Genomic DNA, 17,590 nt, shown 5'->3' on the forward strand with positions numbered 1-17,590 from the left:
GCTTCTTTTGTTTACTGTATAATGAGTTGTGTCTCTAAATATTCCCAAAGGAGCAAGACATGTCAAACCGTAAATGGACATTTATCCTTATTCCCGTCTTCCTGCTATTTGCCTGGCTGCTCTTTCAGTTCACTCTGTCTTCTCTTCAAATTCACCAATTTACAGAACAATTGAAGACGGTTTCACCAAACGACAGGGGTTCCGATACAAAAGTGGTATTGATATCGCAAGAGCTGGACAATTATTACTGGCGCTCAATCGAACAAGGAGCTCGAAAGGAAGCGGAGCAGTACGGTATACGGCTCGATTATATCGGACCGGACCGCATTAATCCGTCCGAGCAGATCAAACTGCTGGATAAAGCGATCGCCGCCAAGGCGGATGCGATTCTGGTTCAAGGGATAAATGATCCAGAGTATCGCCGATTAATCGACAAAGCGGCCGGACTTGGCATACCTGTCATCACGATCGATACGGATGAGCCGGACTCCCGGAGACTAGCTTACGTTGGAACGGATAACGAAGGAGCAGGAAAACAGATGGGCATGCTGTTGGCGAAGGCCTCTGGGGAGCGTGGCGATATTGGAGTGATGATCAGCAGCGAGCGCGTCGAGAATCAGCGGCTCAGGCTTGCCGGATTTCGTTCCGTGATCAGCCGCTATCCCAAGCTCCGCATTGTGGAGATTCGCTCCTCAAATATTTCACGGCTTCAGGCAGCCCAGCAAGCTCAGAACATGCTCACCCATTATCCGCAGATTCGCTACATGGTCGGATTCAGTGCGCTGGACGGCCTTGGCATTCTGGAGGCTACAGAACGGCGTGGAGCGCAGAACTTGCAAATTTTTGCTTTTGACGATATGGCCGAAACGTTGAAAGCTATTAAAGATCGCAAAATCGAACTGACCATTGTGCAACAGCCAGAGGAAATGGGGGCCAAGGCCATAAAATTGCTGAATGATTATCTAAAGGGGAGTCATCCTCAGGAATTAACATATACCAGAGTTTATGAAGTGCATGCAGACACTCCCGATGACATGTCTGGAGATAACAAGCGATGACGATCAGAAAGAAGCTGCTTCTGTTCATCCCTCTTCTAGTTGTGTTTGCCAATATCATCGCTTATTTCGTATTCCAAAGTGGAAAGGTTGTACAACAGAGCTACAATGAAATGCTTGGCCGCATTCTTCTCATCGAGCAAACCTCCGAATCGGCGGAGGGCAACTTAAATCTCCTATATGCCTATCTGCTCAATCCAAGAGACGATAAGGATGTGCAGGGCCTAACAGAATACCAATTGAAACAGCTAAAAGGCAGAATCCAGGAAGTCTCCGACTCGACCGATCCCTCTTTTGCCGAGGAGGACTACATGAATCTGTTAGCCACATTTCTTGAACAGAAACAAGCCGCAGTTCTGGATGCAAAGGCACAAGATCCTCAATCGGCTTTTGAACATTATATTGAAGCGGAGAAAACCGTCAGCTATATTCATGAGGAGGGCCAGCGACTGATCGATGCTGAACTGGCTTATTACCGACCGATCATCGAGAACATCCGGAACAAGAATGAGCAAATGAACGGATTGGGAATGGCGTTGTTCGGCATGAACGCGCTGATGGGTGTTTTGCTTGCCATCTGGATCTCGCGCAGCATTACTGGCCCTGTCGGCAGACTTGTCAGACTGGCGAAGCGAATCGCCACAGGTGATCTGAATATCGAGCCCCAACCCCAACCGCGACGGGATGACGAGCTAGGCGTATTGGCGGACGCCATTTCGCAAATGTCTGCTGATTTGAGCATCCTTATCGAAAAAGATAAACAGAGTCTGGAAATGCGGCGGCTTGTGAAGGAGCTAGAGCTTTTGGCTCTGCAAAATCAAATTAACCCGCACTTTTTATTCAATACCTTAAATGTGCTCTCCAAACTGGCGATCCTGGAAGGGGCGGAGAAGACCAGCGACCTGATCGTTTCGCTGTCCAATCTACTACGGTACAGTCTGCAAAAGCTGGACAAACCCGTAACTCTCCAGGAGGAACTGAATCATATAAACGAATACGTGACCATCCAGCAGGCGCGCTTCCGGGACAGAATTTGCTTTGATCTTCACTTTGACGCTTCCGTACTTCAGCAGCAAATTCCGGCCTTGACGATTCAGCCGTTTATTGAAAACGCCTTTCTTCATGGTGTAGCAGATATGGAAAACGGGGCCATTATCACATTGACGCTGTCGAGAGCGGGCGAGGATGTGCAAATTGAAATTTCGGACAACGGAAAGGGTATGACAGAAGAAACCCGACTGTCCGTGCTCCGTCTTGAAGGCGGAGCTGAAAGCAGCAGTTCAACGGGACTTGGAATGCAAAACGTGTTTAGGCGGCTGCAGTTGTTCTACGAAAAGGAAGGAATGGTTGAAATCCGTAGCCATACCGGACTAGGTACTACCATAACAATACGAATCCCAGTCAAGAAGGAGAGTGAGCAGACGAATGTATCGGTTGTTGATCGCGGATGACGAAGCTTTAGAGAGGGAAGGACTTGAATTGATAGTGGAACGGGCGATGCCGGGGGTATTTCGGTTTATTCATGCCGACAACGGCCGCATGGCGATCGAATGCGCAGAAGAGCACCGTCCCCATATTGCCATTCTGGATATCAATATGCCCGGAATCGATGGGCTTGAAGCGCTTCGTGAATTAAAGGAGCGTCTTCCTGATACCCGTTTCGTGCTCGTCACCGCATATGATTATTTTGCTTATGCACGTGAGGCGCTCTCTTTGGGCGTAAAAGAATACATTCTGAAGCCAGCGAAGCGAGAACTAATCATCAGTACACTGAAACGACTGATTGAAGAAATTGAATGCGAGAAGCGAGCACGCACGGAAGAATTGGAGCTTAGGCACAAAATCTCACAGCTAATGCCGCTCGCAGAAAATGAGCTGGCTTTAATGCTTATGGTCGACCAGACGGTGGATTCGAGCGCTTCCCAACTGTCGGAATGGCTGGACTTTCCTCTTGATCAGGGAAGCGCCATCATTGCTGCCTTTGAAGGATATGCAGACGAGCAGGACAAAAAGAAAATTTACGATCATTTCCGAAGCTATGTAAAAACACATGGTCCAAATTCCATTGTGAGCTCCCTGATTGACCATCATGTAGCCACTTTTTTACAAAAACCAGCTGCCACCAGCGAAAACGACTGGCGCCAACTGATTAAGCACCTTGTTCAGCAGCTCTCCGAGCTGGCCCAGCAGCAATTTGGCATGAAAACGGCTATTGGAATCGGCTCACTGCATAGCGGCGAGGAAGGACTTCGCAAGTCCTATTTTGAAGCCGTTTTTGCCTCCACCCTACGCAAGCGTGATGGAGGTTACTGCCACTTTGACGAACTGAAGTCGTCAGAGGCTGGAAACGCCTCTGAGCTTGCCGTCAAAGCGGAGAATGGAATGCTTCAGCAGACGTACGTCATATCAGCACTGCAACGGATACGCGAACAGCGGGAGGTTCAAACACTGACTATGCTAGGCAGAGCAAAAATGTATATCGAGGAACGCTTCAACGATGAACTTTCGTTGGAAGAGGTGGCTGATTTCGTCCATTTGAATCCCCACTACTTCAGCAAAATCTTCAAACAGGAATACGGAGAAACGTTCATCGACTTCGTAACCCGGCTAAGGATTAATAAAGCTATTTCTCTGATCAAGGAGGGCAACCTTGCTCTGAAGGAAATCAGCTTTGAAGTGGGTTATAAGGATCCGAACTATTTTAGCCGCGTCTTTAAGAAGATCACGGGCGTTCCTCCCACAGAGTTCAAAAGCCAAAAATAGCAGAGATTCATCCATGTCGACCATCGACATGGATTTTTTTAAGCTCGAATGACAAGGTAATGCTAGGTTTAGCCCCTTCATCTCGAATTCGGGAATCGAAGTCAAAATCGTGCATGAAAAGGTCCGTTTATTGAAGACGATCACCGACCTTTCTTTTACAGGTGCATGTTATACTTCTCCTCGAAGAACGGAATGAGGTTCTGGAATCTGAGGGGAGATGATCATATGGGAGTAATCATCCATAATGAAAGCGCTCAACAGAAAGCGCTTCAATCAGAAAAACCCAGTATGCTGTTTGTGACGCTGGTATCCATCGTAGCCGCGCTTGGAGGCATACTGTTCGGTTTTGATATCGCGGTTGTTTCGGGGGCAGTCGAATTCCTACAGCAGCGTTTTTCGCTGAGCGAATTTCAGGTTGGTTGGGCGGTGTCGAGTCTGATTGTAGGGAGTATCACAGGAGCGGCTCTCTCTGGCTACATGAGTGAAAGAATCGGCAGAAAAAAGGTACTGCTGGCTGCCGGATTTTTATTCGTCGTCGGCTCGATTTGCTCTGCGATTCAAGATTCGTTCACCGGGTATGTTATCTTTCGCATGATCGGCGGCGTCGGCATAGGAATCACTTCCACCATTTGTCCGGTGTATAACGCAGAGATCGCTCCCGCCAAATACCGAGGCCGTTTGGTTGCTTTAAATCAGCTGGCGATCGTAACGGGCATTTTCCTGGTTTATTTTCAGAATTCGTGGATCGTCAGCTTGGGGGATGAAGCCTGGGGTGTCTCAACCGCCTGGCGCTGGATGTTCGGAGTGGGGGCTGTTCCCGGACTAATCTTTATGCTCTTGATGCTCTTCATACCCGAAAGCCCAAGATGGCTTATCAAAAAGAATCGGCCTTATGAAGCGCTGCCAATTCTGCTGAAAATTCACGGTGAAGAAGCCGCTAAACAGGAAGTACTTGATATCAAGGAATCGTTCAAAAATGAGAACGACTCATTAAAACAATTGTTCGCTCCCGGTATTCGGGTCGCTCTCTTTATCGGTATTATGCTCGCCATTATGCAGCATATTACCGGCATCAATGCCATTTTGTATTATGCGCCGGTTATCTTTAAAGGAATGGGGCTCGGTACGGACGCTTCTTTGACCCAGACCATCTGGATCGGGTTGATCAATGTGTTGTTTACCATCGTATCCGTATGGCTGATCGACAAAGCGGGACGAAAAGTTCTGCTGATGATCGGTACCTCGTTGATGACCCTCTGCTTGGTCATTATTGGAGCCGCATTCAAAATGGGTTTAACTACCGGACCGCTCGTGCTGATCATGATATTGATCTACGTGGCCTCCTACGCTATATCGCTTGGGCCAATCGTATGGGTCATGATCTCGGAGATCTTTCCGAACCGCATTCGCGGCAAAGCTGTCGCCATTGCTTCGATGGCACTATGGGCCGGTGATTATCTGGTCTCCCAGGCATTCCCTCCCCTGCTAAGTTCAGCAGGTCCCTCCAATACCTTTTGGATATTCGGAGCCATCTCGTTGTTCGTCGTAGTCTTTATATGGCGCAAGGTTCCCGAAACCAAGGGGAGATCACTTGAACAAATGGAAAATATGTGGCTCGGAAAATAATCCAACTTTAGCTCTCAAGAAGCCCAGCACTTGTTATAATGCTTCAAAATATACGACCTCTGAAGCCATACCGACCTAAATCGGCAATGGTTCAGAGGTTTTTTATGATCAGCTCCCACCCTCCTCCGCATAGTTCCTCACATCGCGCTCCACAGCAGAGCGGTATTCAACAGGGGTTTGACCAGTGTGCTTTTTGAACAACATATGAAAATACTGTCTGCTGGCCACGCCAACATAATCGGCAATTTCTTGAATGGGAATGTCCGTTTGCTGAAGCAGCATACGGGCCTTGTCCATTCGCAACATCGTTAAATACGCGGTAAGCGTTAGCCCCGTATGTTTTTTGAAAATTCGATGCAAATACCCCGGATGCAGATTGACGGCTGCGGCCATGTCCTTGACTGCAATATCCCGGTCATAGTTCAGATGGAGAAATTCAATGCATCGCTTGATGTACACATCTGTTTGCTGCGTATTGCTGCGCTCTGCCTCTTCCCGCAGACGTGCAATTCGTACTAGCAATTGCATAAAAAGCATTTCTGCCATGGCACCCGGCTGTTCTTTTCTTTGATCCAGCTCCAGCACGAGACTTTTCAGCGCATAATATACCTCTTCCGGGTCCGATAGCACCAGATACGGGAATGGACGCGACATAAAGGCCGTGACCTCCTGTTCCTCCGCTGCTATTTGTTGGATAGATGGGCCTACCCTCACCCCTTCCTTAAAGCCAAACTCTACATTCAGCATCCGGCACGGCTGTTCACCTTCCACCACCAATCGATGTGGGATGCCTGCATCCAGCATAATAAACTCGCCTTTGCGCAGCGTAATGCTTTCTTCCGTATCTTCTCCGGTTTGTACATCTACCCTGCACAAACCAGAGATCATATACATAATTTCAGTGGAATAATGATCGTGGTAAGACATCGTATAGTCACGCCATTGCTTGTAATAGTAAGCAAAAAAACGGGGAATATAATCCCCGTCCCGCAGTCCTGGCTCAAACAGACTTCCGTTCATCCCCGCACCTCCGCGAAATAGATCAAGCTAATATGGCAACGTATATGTACCCGTTCTATTTTCACAGTTTAACAGACTGAGCCGTGTTATTCTATTTCGCTTTATCGGACACTGAAATCCCTTGGAATACGGTGAGCGACTCCTACCTAATCACTTTCTGGACTTAAATACTGAACCAACATCCCTACAAATCGGTTTGCAATTTGTACATCCTGAAATTCACTATTCCAATCTTCCTTGGAAGTTAGGCTCATTTTCTGGAGTAAACCCATCATAGACGTGAAGATAAAATGCGCAGTCTTTAAGGGTTCAGCATCCGACTTTAATGATCCATCCTGGATTCCAGCTTCCAGAGCATCTATCAGGAAATGTTGTTCCTTTTCCCGGCTAACAAAATTTTTGTACTGTTCTTTGAGTTCTTGATTTGAATCATAAGCTTCGTAATGTAGATCGAATAGTAGAATAAACTTGATGTAATCTGGATGTTGCCAAGCATAATCAATCCATGCATCAAGCATCGAAGTAAGCATCTGCTTACCATTCATTTCGGCTGAAGGTGCTCTTCTAACAAATTCGGTCATACTCTCAAGGATTTCCATTTGGACCTCAAAAATCAGTTCGTTCATGGACTGAAAGTGCTTATAAAATGTAACCCGACTTACACCAGCCACATGGCATACATCCTTAATATTAACTTTGAGAAAGCTCTGCTTCATAAAAAGTTCCTTCGCAGCCGCAATGAGTTCTTCCCGATTTTTGTTTTTCAAATTCTGGTGCCAGTTCTCAGTCATTAGCAACCATCCGTTTCTCATTTTTTGATTTTTGAAAGGTTAAGAAAAGGGCAGATGCAAGGATTAGTGCACCAAAAATATAAGGAATATGAATGTGTTTGTCAAACAATAAACCTGCTAAAATAGGTCCCAATATATTGCCTAGGCTGGTATACGTCGTATTCAGTCCGGCGGCATATCCTTGACGATCACCAGCCGAGTTGGCGATCATTGTACTTACTGTTGGCCTTAAGAAAGCATTAAAGGCAAAAAACAGAGCCGATACCACCAGCAGATAACCTAAATTGATCTTAATAAGCATGAACAGTAAAGCAATGGCTGTCATGATCAAAGAGAGGCGTATGAGCTTCATCTCGCCAAGTCTCTTGATGAGATAATCAAGCAGCCATACTTGCACCACGATGCCTATTATGGCACCAACCGTAATGATCATTGAGATTTTAGTGGCATCAAAACCGTATTTTCGTTCCACAAAAAGAGCATACACCGTTTCGTAATTCATCAAACCTAATGTCATGATCAATATGAGGAGAAGATAACGAAAATAGGACGTCCGAAATGAATTCAGGATTTGCTTTCGAATGGGCTCCCGTCGGACCCATTGGTCAACGGATTTTCGTTGTTCCTTAGGCAGTGTCTCTGGCATATATAAGCTAAGCAGCGTTGCTACAAGTCCAAGTCCACCAGCAAAAAAATAGGGCACCCTTATACCAAACTCAGCGATCATACCACCTAGCCCCGGACCAAGCACCATCCCCAAATTCATGGAAGCACCCAAGTACCCCATTCCTTTAGCGCGGGTTTCAGGAGTGGTAATATCAGCGACATAGGCCATATTGGAAGGTACCATTAATCCAATACCCATCCCCCCAATAAACTTGGCAATATATAGAAGGGGCAATGTCGTAGATACCGCAAACATCAAATCCGAAATGACGGTTAAAAACAGACCAATAATAATCATCGATTTTCGCCCGTATCTATCCGAAAGCTGACCACCTAGAGGTGAAAAAATAAACTGTGCTGCTCCAAAAGCGGCAATAAGATACCCCGCAGCAGCTCCTGCCGCATTAAATTGTTTCAGATATTCAGGCAAAATGGGAATTACCATGCCTTGACCCAATAAAGCAATAAACAGATTCAGCATCAAAATGAAAAGTGGAAATTTAGCAGACTTAGGTAAGTTGCTCATGTTTGTAGCCCCCTCCAACGATTTACACTATGTAATCCTTTACTATGTGTAAACCATATTAGTTGAACTAGGGGCCATTGTAAATAAATATATAACCTAATTGAGCCAAGCTAATATGTAAAGAGACCTTTTTATGCTGGATTTACACATAAGGCTCCCGTTTTGCAAACTCTTGCAGCATACCTCTTATTTGTTCTACCAATATAGCAGATGCTTTCTTGGGTGAACCCGTCATACATCTACGGGGTATGGGTATATTTAACGTTACGTAGCTGTAAAAAAGGCATACTTAGAAAAGGAGTTCCAGCGTAGTCCTTTCTAAATATGCCTGTAAATCTGTTGATCAAGCCAGCTTATGAGCTTTGTTTTCTCAACTGACCATAATATAAATCACTATAAAAGCCTTTGTGAGCCAGCAACTCCTCATGGGAGCCTTGCTCGTCCAGATGGCCGTCCTTTAAGACCAAAATCCGGTCAGCCTGACGAATGGTATTCAACCGATGCGCAATAACGAAACTTGTTCGGCCTTGCATGAGCCGTTCCAGTCCTTCCTGGATTTTCATCTCGGTAATGGTGTCGATACTGCTGGTCGCCTCGTCGAGTACCAGGATGGAAGGGTTGGCCAAAATCGCACGGGCAATCGCCAGCAGCTGCTTTTGACCTTGGCTGATACCGCTGCCGTTCGCTTCCAGCACCTTGTCGTACCCGTCCTTCATCCGCATGATAAAAGAGTGGGCGTTGGCCAGCTTCGATGCTTGTTCAACCTCCTCATCAGTGGCATCCAGCCTGCCGAAGCGGATATTTTCACGAATGGTCCCTTGAAACAGGAAGGTGTCCTGTAGCACAAACGCCATACGGGAGCGCAAGCTTTCACGCTCTATGGTCGTAATGTCACGCCCGTCCAGTGTAATCGTTCCCTTGTCTGGGCTATAGAACCTGGAAAGAAGCTGGATCAGTGTCGTTTTTCCTGCTCCGGTCGGGCCGACCAGCGCGATCATCTCACCAGGTTTAGCTTCAAAAGAGATCGCTTCTAGCGTAGCGCTGCCCTCATCATAACCAAAGGAAACATCCGTAAACCGCACAGCTCCCTCTACATGCTTCAGCTTTACTGCGCCACGTTCATCCTTGGACTCTTCATCTTCGTCCAATATTTCAAATACGCGCTCAGCGCCGGCAATGGCAGACAACAGTGTATTCCACTGGTTAGCCAAATCGTTCAGCGGCCTAGTGAACTGGCGAGCATATTCTACAAAGACGATAATCGTTCCTATCGTAATCGAGCCGCGAATGGCCAAAATGCCACCGATCCCTGCTACAATAGCAAAGCTGAGATTATTCAGTCCGTTCATCAGCTTAGGGATAAAGCCTGAAATCGTTTGTGCCCAGAAACCTGACAGCCGAATACGGTCATTACGCTCACGAAAATCACGAATAACCCTCTTCTCCTGTGAAAATGCCTTAATAATCTGCTGACCGGACAGCGTTTCTTCGATGTATCCGTTCAGTTCGCCCAAGTTCTTCTGTCGTTCCTTATATAAAGGCCCGGTGCGGCGTGTAATCCAGCGCATCCCGGCTGCCATTAACGGCACCACGATAAAGGTTAGCAGAGTCATCAACGGGCTTAACCACAGCATCACTGTGAGTGTACCGATGAGCGTCAATATGCTTGAAAAAATCTGAATGGCCGAGCTGTTCAGCGTAGAACTGACATTTTCGATATCATTGGTCAGACGACTCATAATTTCTCCCTGCTGACGTTTGCCGTAGAAAGGAATGGGGAGTCGATGCAAATGTGAAAACAGATCGAAACGCATGCGGTATACCGTCTCTTGGGCAATCTCAATCATCCAGATATTTTGCAGCCAGGAGGTCAGCGAGTTCAGTAAATATACAGCCCCTAAACCTATGAGAAAATAAATCCACGTGCGTCCACCCGGACCTTCGAGAAAATCATCCACCGCTACGCCAACCAAATATGGTCCCAGCAGCGACAGCCCGGAGCTGAGCAACACCATGAACAGTACCAGCATTAGCTTGGCCTTGCGACGGGCCAGATAAGCCCATATTCGCCCTACCGTGCCAGACCAGTTCTTCGCTTTGGCCTTGTTTCGTCCCTCAGCACCTGCCGGATTTCGCAACACACCGGATTCTGGTGTAGACTGACGGAACGGTTCAATGAGTTCCTTGAACATGCGACTCCTCCTTTCCGTATTGTGATTCATAGATACGCCGGTACAGATCCGAGCTATCCATGAGATGCTTATGACTTCCACTTGCGATCAGACGCCCCTCATCCAGCAGTAAAATCTGATCTGCGGATGCAGTTGAGCTGATCTTCTGCGTGATGAGAAATGTCGTGCAGGACAGGCCATCAAGTGCATTCAGCAATGCTGTTTCCGTCCCCGCATCCAGCGCACTTGTGCTATCGTCCAGAATCAGCACTGCCGGCTGGCGCACCAGTGCGCGGGCAATCGAAAGCCGCTGCTTCTGTCCGCCAGACAGATTAACGCCACGCTGTCCGAGCATGGTGTCATAGCCTTGTGGCAAGCGTTCAATCATATGATGGATTTGCGCCATGCGCGCGGCTTCCTGAATCTGCTCCAGACTCGCATGCTCCAGCCCCCACGCAATATTATCCCGAATCGAGCCGGTGAATAGCAGTACCTCTTGAGGGACATAGCCAATCGCCTCACGTAGTATGGAACCATCCAATTCACGAGCGTCCTTTCCGTCAAAGCGCACATGACCTTCATCTTCTTCATACAGACGTGTAATCAACTGTACAAGTGAGGATTTGCCCGAACCAGTAGCTCCCATAATAGCGATTCGCTCACCCGGTCGTGCCTTAAAGGATATATCCTTTAATACAGCCAAATCACTGCCCGGATAATGAAAGCTCACCCGATCCATTTCCACCTGTCCCTCCATTCGTGTGTTCTGTGTTGGAACAGCCTCCAGCTCTCGCCCCTCTTCATTAGGTGTTTCCAAAACCTCTCGAATCCGTCCTGTGGATGCAGTAGCCCGGGAAAATACCACAACGATACCGGACAAGGCAGACAAAGCTCCAATCGTCCGCAGAGAATAATTGACGACTGCCACCACCTGTCCTACACTGGCATCTCCAGTGGAAATTTGACCGCGCCCAAACCAAAGTACTGCAATGATCCCTGCATTCATCGTAAACAAAATGAACGGCATCGTCGTTTCTGTCCAGCGTAAAGCGGACACTGTCCCTTTCATCAATTCGCTTCCATAATGGGCAAAGCGTTCAATTTCATGCCGCATTCGCACAAAAACCCGGATAAGCCGTATGCCTGTCAGATTCTCCTGAATTACTCCATTAACATCATCCAAGCGCCGCTGGACACCCTTAAACAAAGTGACAGTCCTCCGCATCGTCACCAGCACAAATACGAACAGCACCGGGGCCATAACCGCCAGTAGCAGCCCAAGCCTAAAATGTACAATCAAGGCCATCACAATACTGCCGATGACCACCAGCGGAACCCGTGTCATAAATCGCAAGCTCATAAACACCGTATCTTGTACTTGCGTGACATCTCCCGTCAGGCGCGTAATCAGCGACGAAGTAGCAAACCGTTTGAATACCGGATAAGAAAAGGATTGCACCTTTTGATACAGCTTTTCCCGCACATCATAGCCAAAACCCTGACTTGCATGCGAAGCAAAAAAGGAGCTCGATATCCCTGCCATAAAAGCGATAACGGCACTGCCCACCAGTACACCGCCCCATAACCAGACGACAGGCAAATCCTGCTGCCGAATGCCCTCATCTATGATTTTGGAGATCAAATACGGCTGCGATAACTCTACCGTCAATTCCAGCAACATCATCACGAGCGCCGCGATGGCTGGAACCCGATATTTTTTTAGAAAAGAGAACATCATCCCCACAAACATTCCTCCAATTGCCTATATCCGTCCTTCCAGATCAGCGTCTTATGGTTGTATGAGTCGAAACCATTATATTTTATTATACCCTTCTGAACGACTTCGTTTAACCAGCAAATTGGAGACTCCAGTTGCAGGAATTAAAAAAACATACAAGAAAGCGTTCCAGTCACGGTCACACTTACCGGACGGGAACGCCTTTTCGGTTATTTTGGCAGCTCTGCTGGATAATACTGCAGCCAGTGCTTTAAGTCCGTGCTGCGGATGACCCGCTTGGGGTCTTCACCGACTAGGCGAAGCCGCTCCAGCAGGAAGTTGATTTCACCAGAACCTGCTTCAATTCCTTCCTGCTCCAGCATATATTGAACTGCACTTCTGCCCGAATGTTTGCCGAGTACGAACGAATGGTCGGTGCCTAGCTCAGACGGATCAAGGGCCTGATAGGCGGCGCGCTCCTTTAGCAGACCGTTGATATGTATGCCGGATTCATGGGCGAATATCATGTCTCCCACAATTGGCTTGCCTTCAGGAATGGTTCGGTTAGAGGCTTTGGACACCAGTGCAGCCAGCGGGTTCAGCAGTTCGGGACGAACACTGCAGGTTCGTTGATATAGGTCCCTCCACGACATCACTACCTCCTCCAGCGCTGTATTACCCGCTCTTTCCCCAAGTCCCGACACCGTGGTACTGGCCCAGACAGCTCCCGCCTGCAAAGCTGCCAGAGTATTGGCTAGCGCCAGGCCATAATCATTATGACAGTGGATCTCAAGCTCCATATCCTGCGGCACACGCGAAACAAGTCTGCCTATGCGGGCCGCTATGGCATCGGGATGGTGAACGGACAGCGTGTCGGCATATCTTAAGCGTCGGATACCATCCCTGTAAAGCTGATTTGCCAACTGCTCAAGGAACAGGTCATCTGCCCTTGAAGCATCCTCAAAGCCTACAGAAACAGTCAATCCTTTACACTGACCGTAATCAACAGACTTGCGGATCAGTTCCGTCACCTGCTCGGGATTCATACCCAGCTTGGCCTTCATCTGCACTGTCGACACAGGAACCGAAATATGGGCCCAGCCGACACCTGTCGATTCAGCTGCATCAATATCAGTGAACACCGCGCGATTCCAGGTCATTAGCTTCATCTGGAGTCCGAGAGCAGCAATCCTGGCAATAGACCTGCACTCCGCCTCTCCCATTGCCGGAATTCCGATCTCAGCCTGCTCCACCCCCGCCGAGTCCAGCATGATGGCAATTTCAGTTTTCTCTTCAGCCGAAAAGGCAACGCCCGGAGCCTGCTCCCCGTCACGAAGTGTCGTATCACAAATATGCAACCGACTCATCTGTATCCCCTCCTGTTCCGCAGCACGGACAACGCGTGTTGCGTTTGACCGCTACGGTGTAGCTACTCATATCCAGCACATTCATACGGTACATGCGGTCAGTGAACAGATTGCCCGCTTTTGTAATCCATTTGACCACTTCCAGTGCAGCCATACAGCCAATCAAACCGGAGGTGGCCCCCAGGACCGGGAATCCCAGAGGCTCCCAAGGTTGTCCGCCTTCCGGATAGAGACATTCCAGACATGCTGTCCTACCGGGATCAATGGTCATCAATGATACTTCATAGGCGTACATGGCCGCTTCTATCATCGGTCTGCCATGTCGAACACATAGTCTGTTGAGCGCATATCTTTCTGGAAAGTCATACCGCGCGTCAATCACGATATCCGCTGCTTCTACCCATGGTCCAGAGGATTCTTCCGTGATTCTATGGGCGTGGCCCTCAAGCTGTGTCTCCGGATTGATACGGTGCAAGTGCTGCAATGCCGTCTCCATCCGTTCCTCCCCGATTCGTCCGCTGTCCATCAGCACCTGCCGATTCATATCGGGCAGATGGATTACGCCCTCATGGGCCAATATCAGCTTTCCGACTCCAGCAGCGGTCAGGTACATCGCCGCTGTCCCTCCCAATCCTCCGATGCCTGCAACCATAACAGTAGCCTGCTTTAGCCTGTTCTGACCCTCTACTCCCAGTAGCTTCAACTGGCGTCCGTATCTACTGTCTTCCAGCAGCTGTACCATTCGTCCACCCCCATCATGTGCGGTCCCGCCCTGAAGATATTCGGTCCGCAGGATCTTGACATCATATATGGTTGCTCTTCCTTACAACATGTCATGATTCGACTTTGCCGCTGCCCTCCTCAGCATGCAGGATTTTGGCAAGCCACATGGGCGGATTACGAGCCAACATATTCTGGAGACGCTGGACCTGCTCCTCAATGGTGCTACCGAAGGCCACCTTCACAGGCATAATTGTCCGTTTGGTAACCTGTGCGGCGGCCGAAGCGCCAATTTGTACCAGGAAGATCAAGGCACAATCCTCGATCAGGCCAATTCGGCTGGCGATCTTGCCCGCCTCATTCTCATCGCTCCCCAGGGCTATCCGCCGATGCTCCAGAAACTGAACGCCTGAGTGCCGGATTTCGAATACAGTGAACATGGGACTCTGCCCAAAATGAGCATTCACAAGCACACCGTCTTCCGTCGCAAATGCAACCTTCATCCTCCTCTCCCCCTCTCAGCAAGCAATACATTGCCCACCTTGTTTACCCATTCCATAGTTCCACGGTATCCGACGCTGACGGATGTGTGGGCGCCTAGCTCGTCATACACCGGCAAGCCTGCCGGTACAAATGAAGCCCCGGCTCGTGCCGCTCCCTTTCTTCCATGTGAATTACTGATCCACAAATCGACACCCTGCGCGTGCTCCTCTGCATCATCCATATCACCAATCCAAACTTCCCGTTCTGTCTTTTGCAGTGCGGGTGTGCTGCAGGGTGTAATTAGCCGCTTCAGTTCCACTCCCATCTCCTCCAACCAGGCAGCGGTCGACAGCAGATGATCCGGTTCTAGCGCTACTACAGCCGAAGCGCCGGAATAATAGAAATGAGCATCCAGCATGCTATCCAACAGATTTTCACGCTGCCAGCGGAATCGAACGGGGGCTGGCTCGCGGCTGATTTTCTGCAGAAAATGTATGAACGCATCGCTCGCGGTCAAGCCAGACAGACCAGGAAACAAGTGGTAGGGAATGCCTGCGGCATGATCCAGCCTGCGTGCCGGACGTTCCATGCTCGCGCCAATGGCAATAGTGCAGGAAGACTCCAGCATCTGGCAGGCTGAATCCAGCGGAGTCCCCCCCCTCGTCAAAGGAGAAAAGCCTGTCAGCAGGTGACCGGACAAGGAAGTGGAGATATCGGGAAGTGTAATAACCTCCAGGCCGAAGGAAGCAATAATATCTTTGATTTCCATGACATCTCCAGCAGTCAGATAAGAAGCCGGCAACAGATTGACCTGCGTCCGGCGCTGTTTTTTGGGAAACTTGCCTCCGGCCAACCCGAGTACGGCATCCAATAGCGACTCTACTGTACTACTGTAGCCCGTCTCCAAAGAGCCGTGAAAATCAGGCAGCGAAACAGAAAACAGCAGACTGTCCTTCAATGCTCGTTCTCGCTTGAATGCCTTTACCCTGGACTGAAAATCAACGCCTGCCACCTCGGTGAGAGCTGTGCTGATAACGCCGATGACATCTGGGTGGTGCTTGGACCAGATATGATCCAGTGCCTCCTCCAGATTTCGGTCTGCATCAAATATAACGTCCATCTCTTGCAGTGCAGAGGTCTGAATGGCAATCGGCTCTCGAAAATGGCGAGTCAGCAGCGCCTTGGAGAAGGCCGAGCAGCCCTGAGCGCTGTGCAGCAAAGGCATCGAGCGATACATCCCCTGAAGAGCCAGCACGCCACCCAAAGGCTGTCCTACCTTGAGTGGGTTGACACTGACAGGCTTCATGACAGATTTAATCGGCAAATTCCGTCTCCTCCTCCCATGGAGCCAATTTGGCGGCCAGCTCCCATACCGGATGCTGCAGCGTATGCACAAGCTGTTTCGCCAGAGATAACAGCCCGTCATAGCCCGCATAGGCCTTGTGCCGCTCCTGATTGATGTCCACAAAAGGAATCTGTTCCTTGAGCGCCATATACATGTTCCGGCCCCCGGCAATGACCATGTCTGCCTTGCGACTCCGGACGGTCTTGAGAATCTGCCGGGCGCCGCCTTCCGGGATGTATTCCGCATCATCTCCGATACGATCAGCAATCCGGGATACATCTTCGGCAGTGCTTTTATTGGTTCCTACACCAACCACCTTTATGCCCAGCTCCTGCAAAGCCGTAATGACAGACCAGCTCTTTACCCCCCCGGTATAGAGCACTGCCCGTTTTCCTTTCAGCTGCTTGCGATAGGGCCTCAGCTCCAGCGATAGCCTCATTTCCTCCCGTGCGGCCAGCTTATCCACCCGTCGCTCCACATCACGATCTCCGGTCAGGTAAGCCATCTGCCGTAAGGAATAGCTCGTCTCTTTTGCTCCATAAAATGAACCTTCAAAATAAGGAATGCCGTATTTACGCTCCATTTGGACTGCCAGACCCAGCAAAGCCCGGCTGCATACGACCATATTGGCCTTGGCACGATGCGCCCATCCCACCTCACGGAACCGACCATCCCCGGTAATTCGGGACAGGATACTCATCCCCGTTTGCTGCATCAGCCGCTCGATATGCCACATCTCACCCGCAATATTGTACTCCCCGATGAGATTGATATCATGGGGAGTTGTCTGCTCCGGCTCGGTACTGCCGATAATTTGCTGGAACAGCACATCTCCCGCCAGCCGGGTCCCGAGATTCTTGCTACCCACGAATCCGGGACTGTTCACCGGAATGATCGGCGTCCCCAGCCGCTCCGATTCGGCCTTGCAGACTCCCTCGATATCTTCACCGGTGAGGGCTGTGACACAGGTTGTATAGACAAACACAGCGGGAGGGGCAAAACGGCTGACAATGTAGCGAATCGATTCATGCAGCTTCCGCTCACCACCAAAAATGATGTCCTGTTCTCCAAGATCAGTAGTGAAGCCATACGCCGACAGTTCCGGTCCGCTAGACAAGCTGCCTCTGCTCTCCCAGCTATTGCCGAGACAGGCAATTGGTCCGTGCACCAGATGAGCCGCATCTGCAATGGGGATCAGGGTAATCTGAGCCCCGTCAAAGGAGCAGCCACCCGAGGCCTCCCCCGGCACAGGCCGGGGACAGGGCATGCTTTTGGGAATTTTGTTGCCGCAGGATACCTCTAGCCTTCCGTTAGACACAGCCGGTTCCATCTGCACACCC

General features: G+C 49.4%; 14 protein-coding genes. 4 read left to right on the forward strand and 10 right to left on the reverse strand.

What is annotated here, in order from left to right; translation table 11 throughout:
• Positions 1-59: 59 nt before the first annotated feature.
• The 4 genes from C0638_RS02625 (at position 60) to C0638_RS02640 (ending at position 5,444) form a co-directional block, all read left to right on the forward strand.
• Positions 60-1,058, forward strand: coding sequence for a substrate-binding domain-containing protein (locus C0638_RS02625; RefSeq protein ID WP_013369678.1), 999 nt, complete (start codon positions 60-62; stop codon positions 1,056-1,058).
• On the forward strand, positions 1,055-2,506 hold the full coding sequence (locus C0638_RS02630) for a sensor histidine kinase (protein WP_013369677.1): 1,452 nt from the start codon (positions 1,055-1,057) through the stop codon (positions 2,504-2,506). The genes C0638_RS02625 and C0638_RS02630 overlap by 4 nt, the downstream gene beginning before the upstream one ends.
• Positions 2,481-3,818 (forward strand): response regulator, encoded by a 1,338-nt coding sequence (locus tag C0638_RS02635; RefSeq protein ID WP_013369676.1) that lies wholly within the window; start codon positions 2,481-2,483, stop codon positions 3,816-3,818. Before C0638_RS02630 ends, C0638_RS02635 begins: the two co-directional genes overlap by 26 nt.
• Before the next feature lie 225 nt (positions 3,819-4,043).
• Complete coding sequence (locus tag C0638_RS02640; RefSeq protein ID WP_013369675.1) at positions 4,044-5,444, forward strand: sugar porter family MFS transporter; 1,401 nt, start codon at positions 4,044-4,046, stop codon at positions 5,442-5,444.
• Between the two features lie 108 nt (positions 5,445-5,552).
• Here the strand turns inward: C0638_RS02640 and C0638_RS02645 are convergent, their stop codons facing one another.
• From C0638_RS02645 to nifE, 10 genes are all read right to left on the reverse strand, one after another.
• Entirely contained in the window at positions 5,553-6,464 is a 912-nt protein-coding gene (locus C0638_RS02645) for a helix-turn-helix domain-containing protein (protein WP_102163326.1), read from the reverse strand.
• A 146-nt stretch (positions 6,465-6,610) separates the two neighbouring features.
• Positions 6,611-7,255 carry a TetR/AcrR family transcriptional regulator gene (locus C0638_RS02650; protein ID WP_013369673.1) on the reverse strand — a complete coding sequence of 215 codons (645 nt, stop codon included), beginning with the start codon at positions 7,253-7,255 and terminating at the stop codon, positions 6,611-6,613.
• Positions 7,248-8,447: an MFS transporter gene (locus C0638_RS02655; protein ID WP_102163327.1), complete on the reverse strand. Its 1,200-nt coding sequence runs from the start codon at positions 8,445-8,447 to the stop codon at positions 7,248-7,250. Before C0638_RS02655 ends, C0638_RS02650 begins: the two co-directional genes overlap by 8 nt.
• A gap of 353 nt (positions 8,448-8,800) precedes the next feature.
• The gene (locus C0638_RS02665; RefSeq protein ID WP_102163328.1) at positions 8,801-10,639 is read right to left on the reverse strand and encodes an ABC transporter ATP-binding protein; all 1,839 of its coding nucleotides are present in this window, start codon (positions 10,637-10,639) and stop codon (positions 8,801-8,803) included.
• Positions 10,620-12,356: an ABC transporter ATP-binding protein gene (locus tag C0638_RS02670; protein WP_082689638.1), complete on the reverse strand. Its 1,737-nt coding sequence runs from the start codon at positions 12,354-12,356 to the stop codon at positions 10,620-10,622. The genes C0638_RS02665 and C0638_RS02670 overlap by 20 nt, the downstream gene beginning before the upstream one ends.
• A 209-nt stretch (positions 12,357-12,565) precedes the next feature.
• Entirely contained in the window at positions 12,566-13,702 is a 1,137-nt protein-coding gene (locus tag C0638_RS02675) for a homocitrate synthase/isopropylmalate synthase family protein (protein WP_040101996.1), read from the reverse strand.
• Positions 13,680-14,444: a HesA/MoeB/ThiF family protein gene (locus tag C0638_RS02680; RefSeq protein WP_040103771.1), complete on the reverse strand. Its 765-nt coding sequence runs from the start codon at positions 14,442-14,444 to the stop codon at positions 13,680-13,682. Before C0638_RS02680 ends, C0638_RS02675 begins: the two co-directional genes overlap by 23 nt.
• Positions 14,445-14,535: 91 nt before the next feature.
• Entirely contained in the window at positions 14,536-14,925 is a 390-nt protein-coding gene (locus C0638_RS02685; RefSeq protein ID WP_025676200.1) for a NifB/NifX family molybdenum-iron cluster-binding protein, read from the reverse strand.
• Positions 14,922-16,229 (reverse strand): nitrogenase iron-molybdenum cofactor biosynthesis protein NifN, encoded by a 1,308-nt coding sequence (gene nifN, locus C0638_RS02690; RefSeq protein WP_040101997.1) that lies wholly within the window; start codon positions 16,227-16,229, stop codon positions 14,922-14,924. Before nifN ends, C0638_RS02685 begins: the two co-directional genes overlap by 4 nt.
• A complete protein-coding gene (gene nifE, locus C0638_RS02695; RefSeq protein ID WP_058711145.1) occupies positions 16,219-17,580 on the reverse strand; it encodes a nitrogenase iron-molybdenum cofactor biosynthesis protein NifE in 1,362 nt (453 codons plus the stop codon). The genes nifN and nifE overlap by 11 nt, the downstream gene beginning before the upstream one ends.
• Between the last annotated feature and the right edge of the window lie 10 nt (positions 17,581-17,590).

This window comes from Paenibacillus sp. lzh-N1, from assembly GCF_002872435.1.
Lineage (GTDB): Bacteria > Bacillota > Bacilli > Paenibacillales > Paenibacillaceae > Paenibacillus > Paenibacillus polymyxa_C.

Coding starts and splice junctions, on each gene's coding strand:
- C0638_RS02625 (WP_013369678.1), top strand. CDS start 60: ATGTCAAACCGTAAATGGACATTTATCCTTATTCCCGTCTTCCTGCTA.
- C0638_RS02630 (WP_013369677.1), top strand. CDS start 1,055: ATGACGATCAGAAAGAAGCTGCTTCTGTTCATCCCTCTTCTAGTTGTG.
- C0638_RS02635 (WP_013369676.1), top strand. CDS start 2,481: ATGTATCGGTTGTTGATCGCGGATGACGAAGCTTTAGAGAGGGAAGGA.
- C0638_RS02640 (WP_013369675.1), top strand. CDS start 4,044: ATGGGAGTAATCATCCATAATGAAAGCGCTCAACAGAAAGCGCTTCAA.
- C0638_RS02645 (WP_102163326.1), bottom strand. CDS start 6,464: ATGAACGGAAGTCTGTTTGAGCCAGGACTGCGGGACGGGGATTATATT.
- C0638_RS02650 (WP_013369673.1), bottom strand. CDS start 7,255: ATGACTGAGAACTGGCACCAGAATTTGAAAAACAAAAATCGGGAAGAA.
- C0638_RS02655 (WP_102163327.1), bottom strand. CDS start 8,447: ATGAGCAACTTACCTAAGTCTGCTAAATTTCCACTTTTCATTTTGATG.
- C0638_RS02665 (WP_102163328.1), bottom strand. CDS start 10,639: ATGTTCAAGGAACTCATTGAACCGTTCCGTCAGTCTACACCAGAATCC.
- C0638_RS02670 (WP_082689638.1), bottom strand. CDS start 12,356: ATGATGTTCTCTTTTCTAAAAAAATATCGGGTTCCAGCCATCGCGGCG.
- C0638_RS02675 (WP_040101996.1), bottom strand. CDS start 13,702: ATGAGTCGGTTGCATATTTGTGATACGACACTTCGTGACGGGGAGCAG.
- C0638_RS02680 (WP_040103771.1), bottom strand. CDS start 14,444: ATGGTACAGCTGCTGGAAGACAGTAGATACGGACGCCAGTTGAAGCTA.
- C0638_RS02685 (WP_025676200.1), bottom strand. CDS start 14,925: ATGAAGGTTGCATTTGCGACGGAAGACGGTGTGCTTGTGAATGCTCAT.
- nifE (WP_058711145.1), bottom strand. CDS start 17,580: ATGGAACCGGCTGTGTCTAACGGAAGGCTAGAGGTATCCTGCGGCAAC.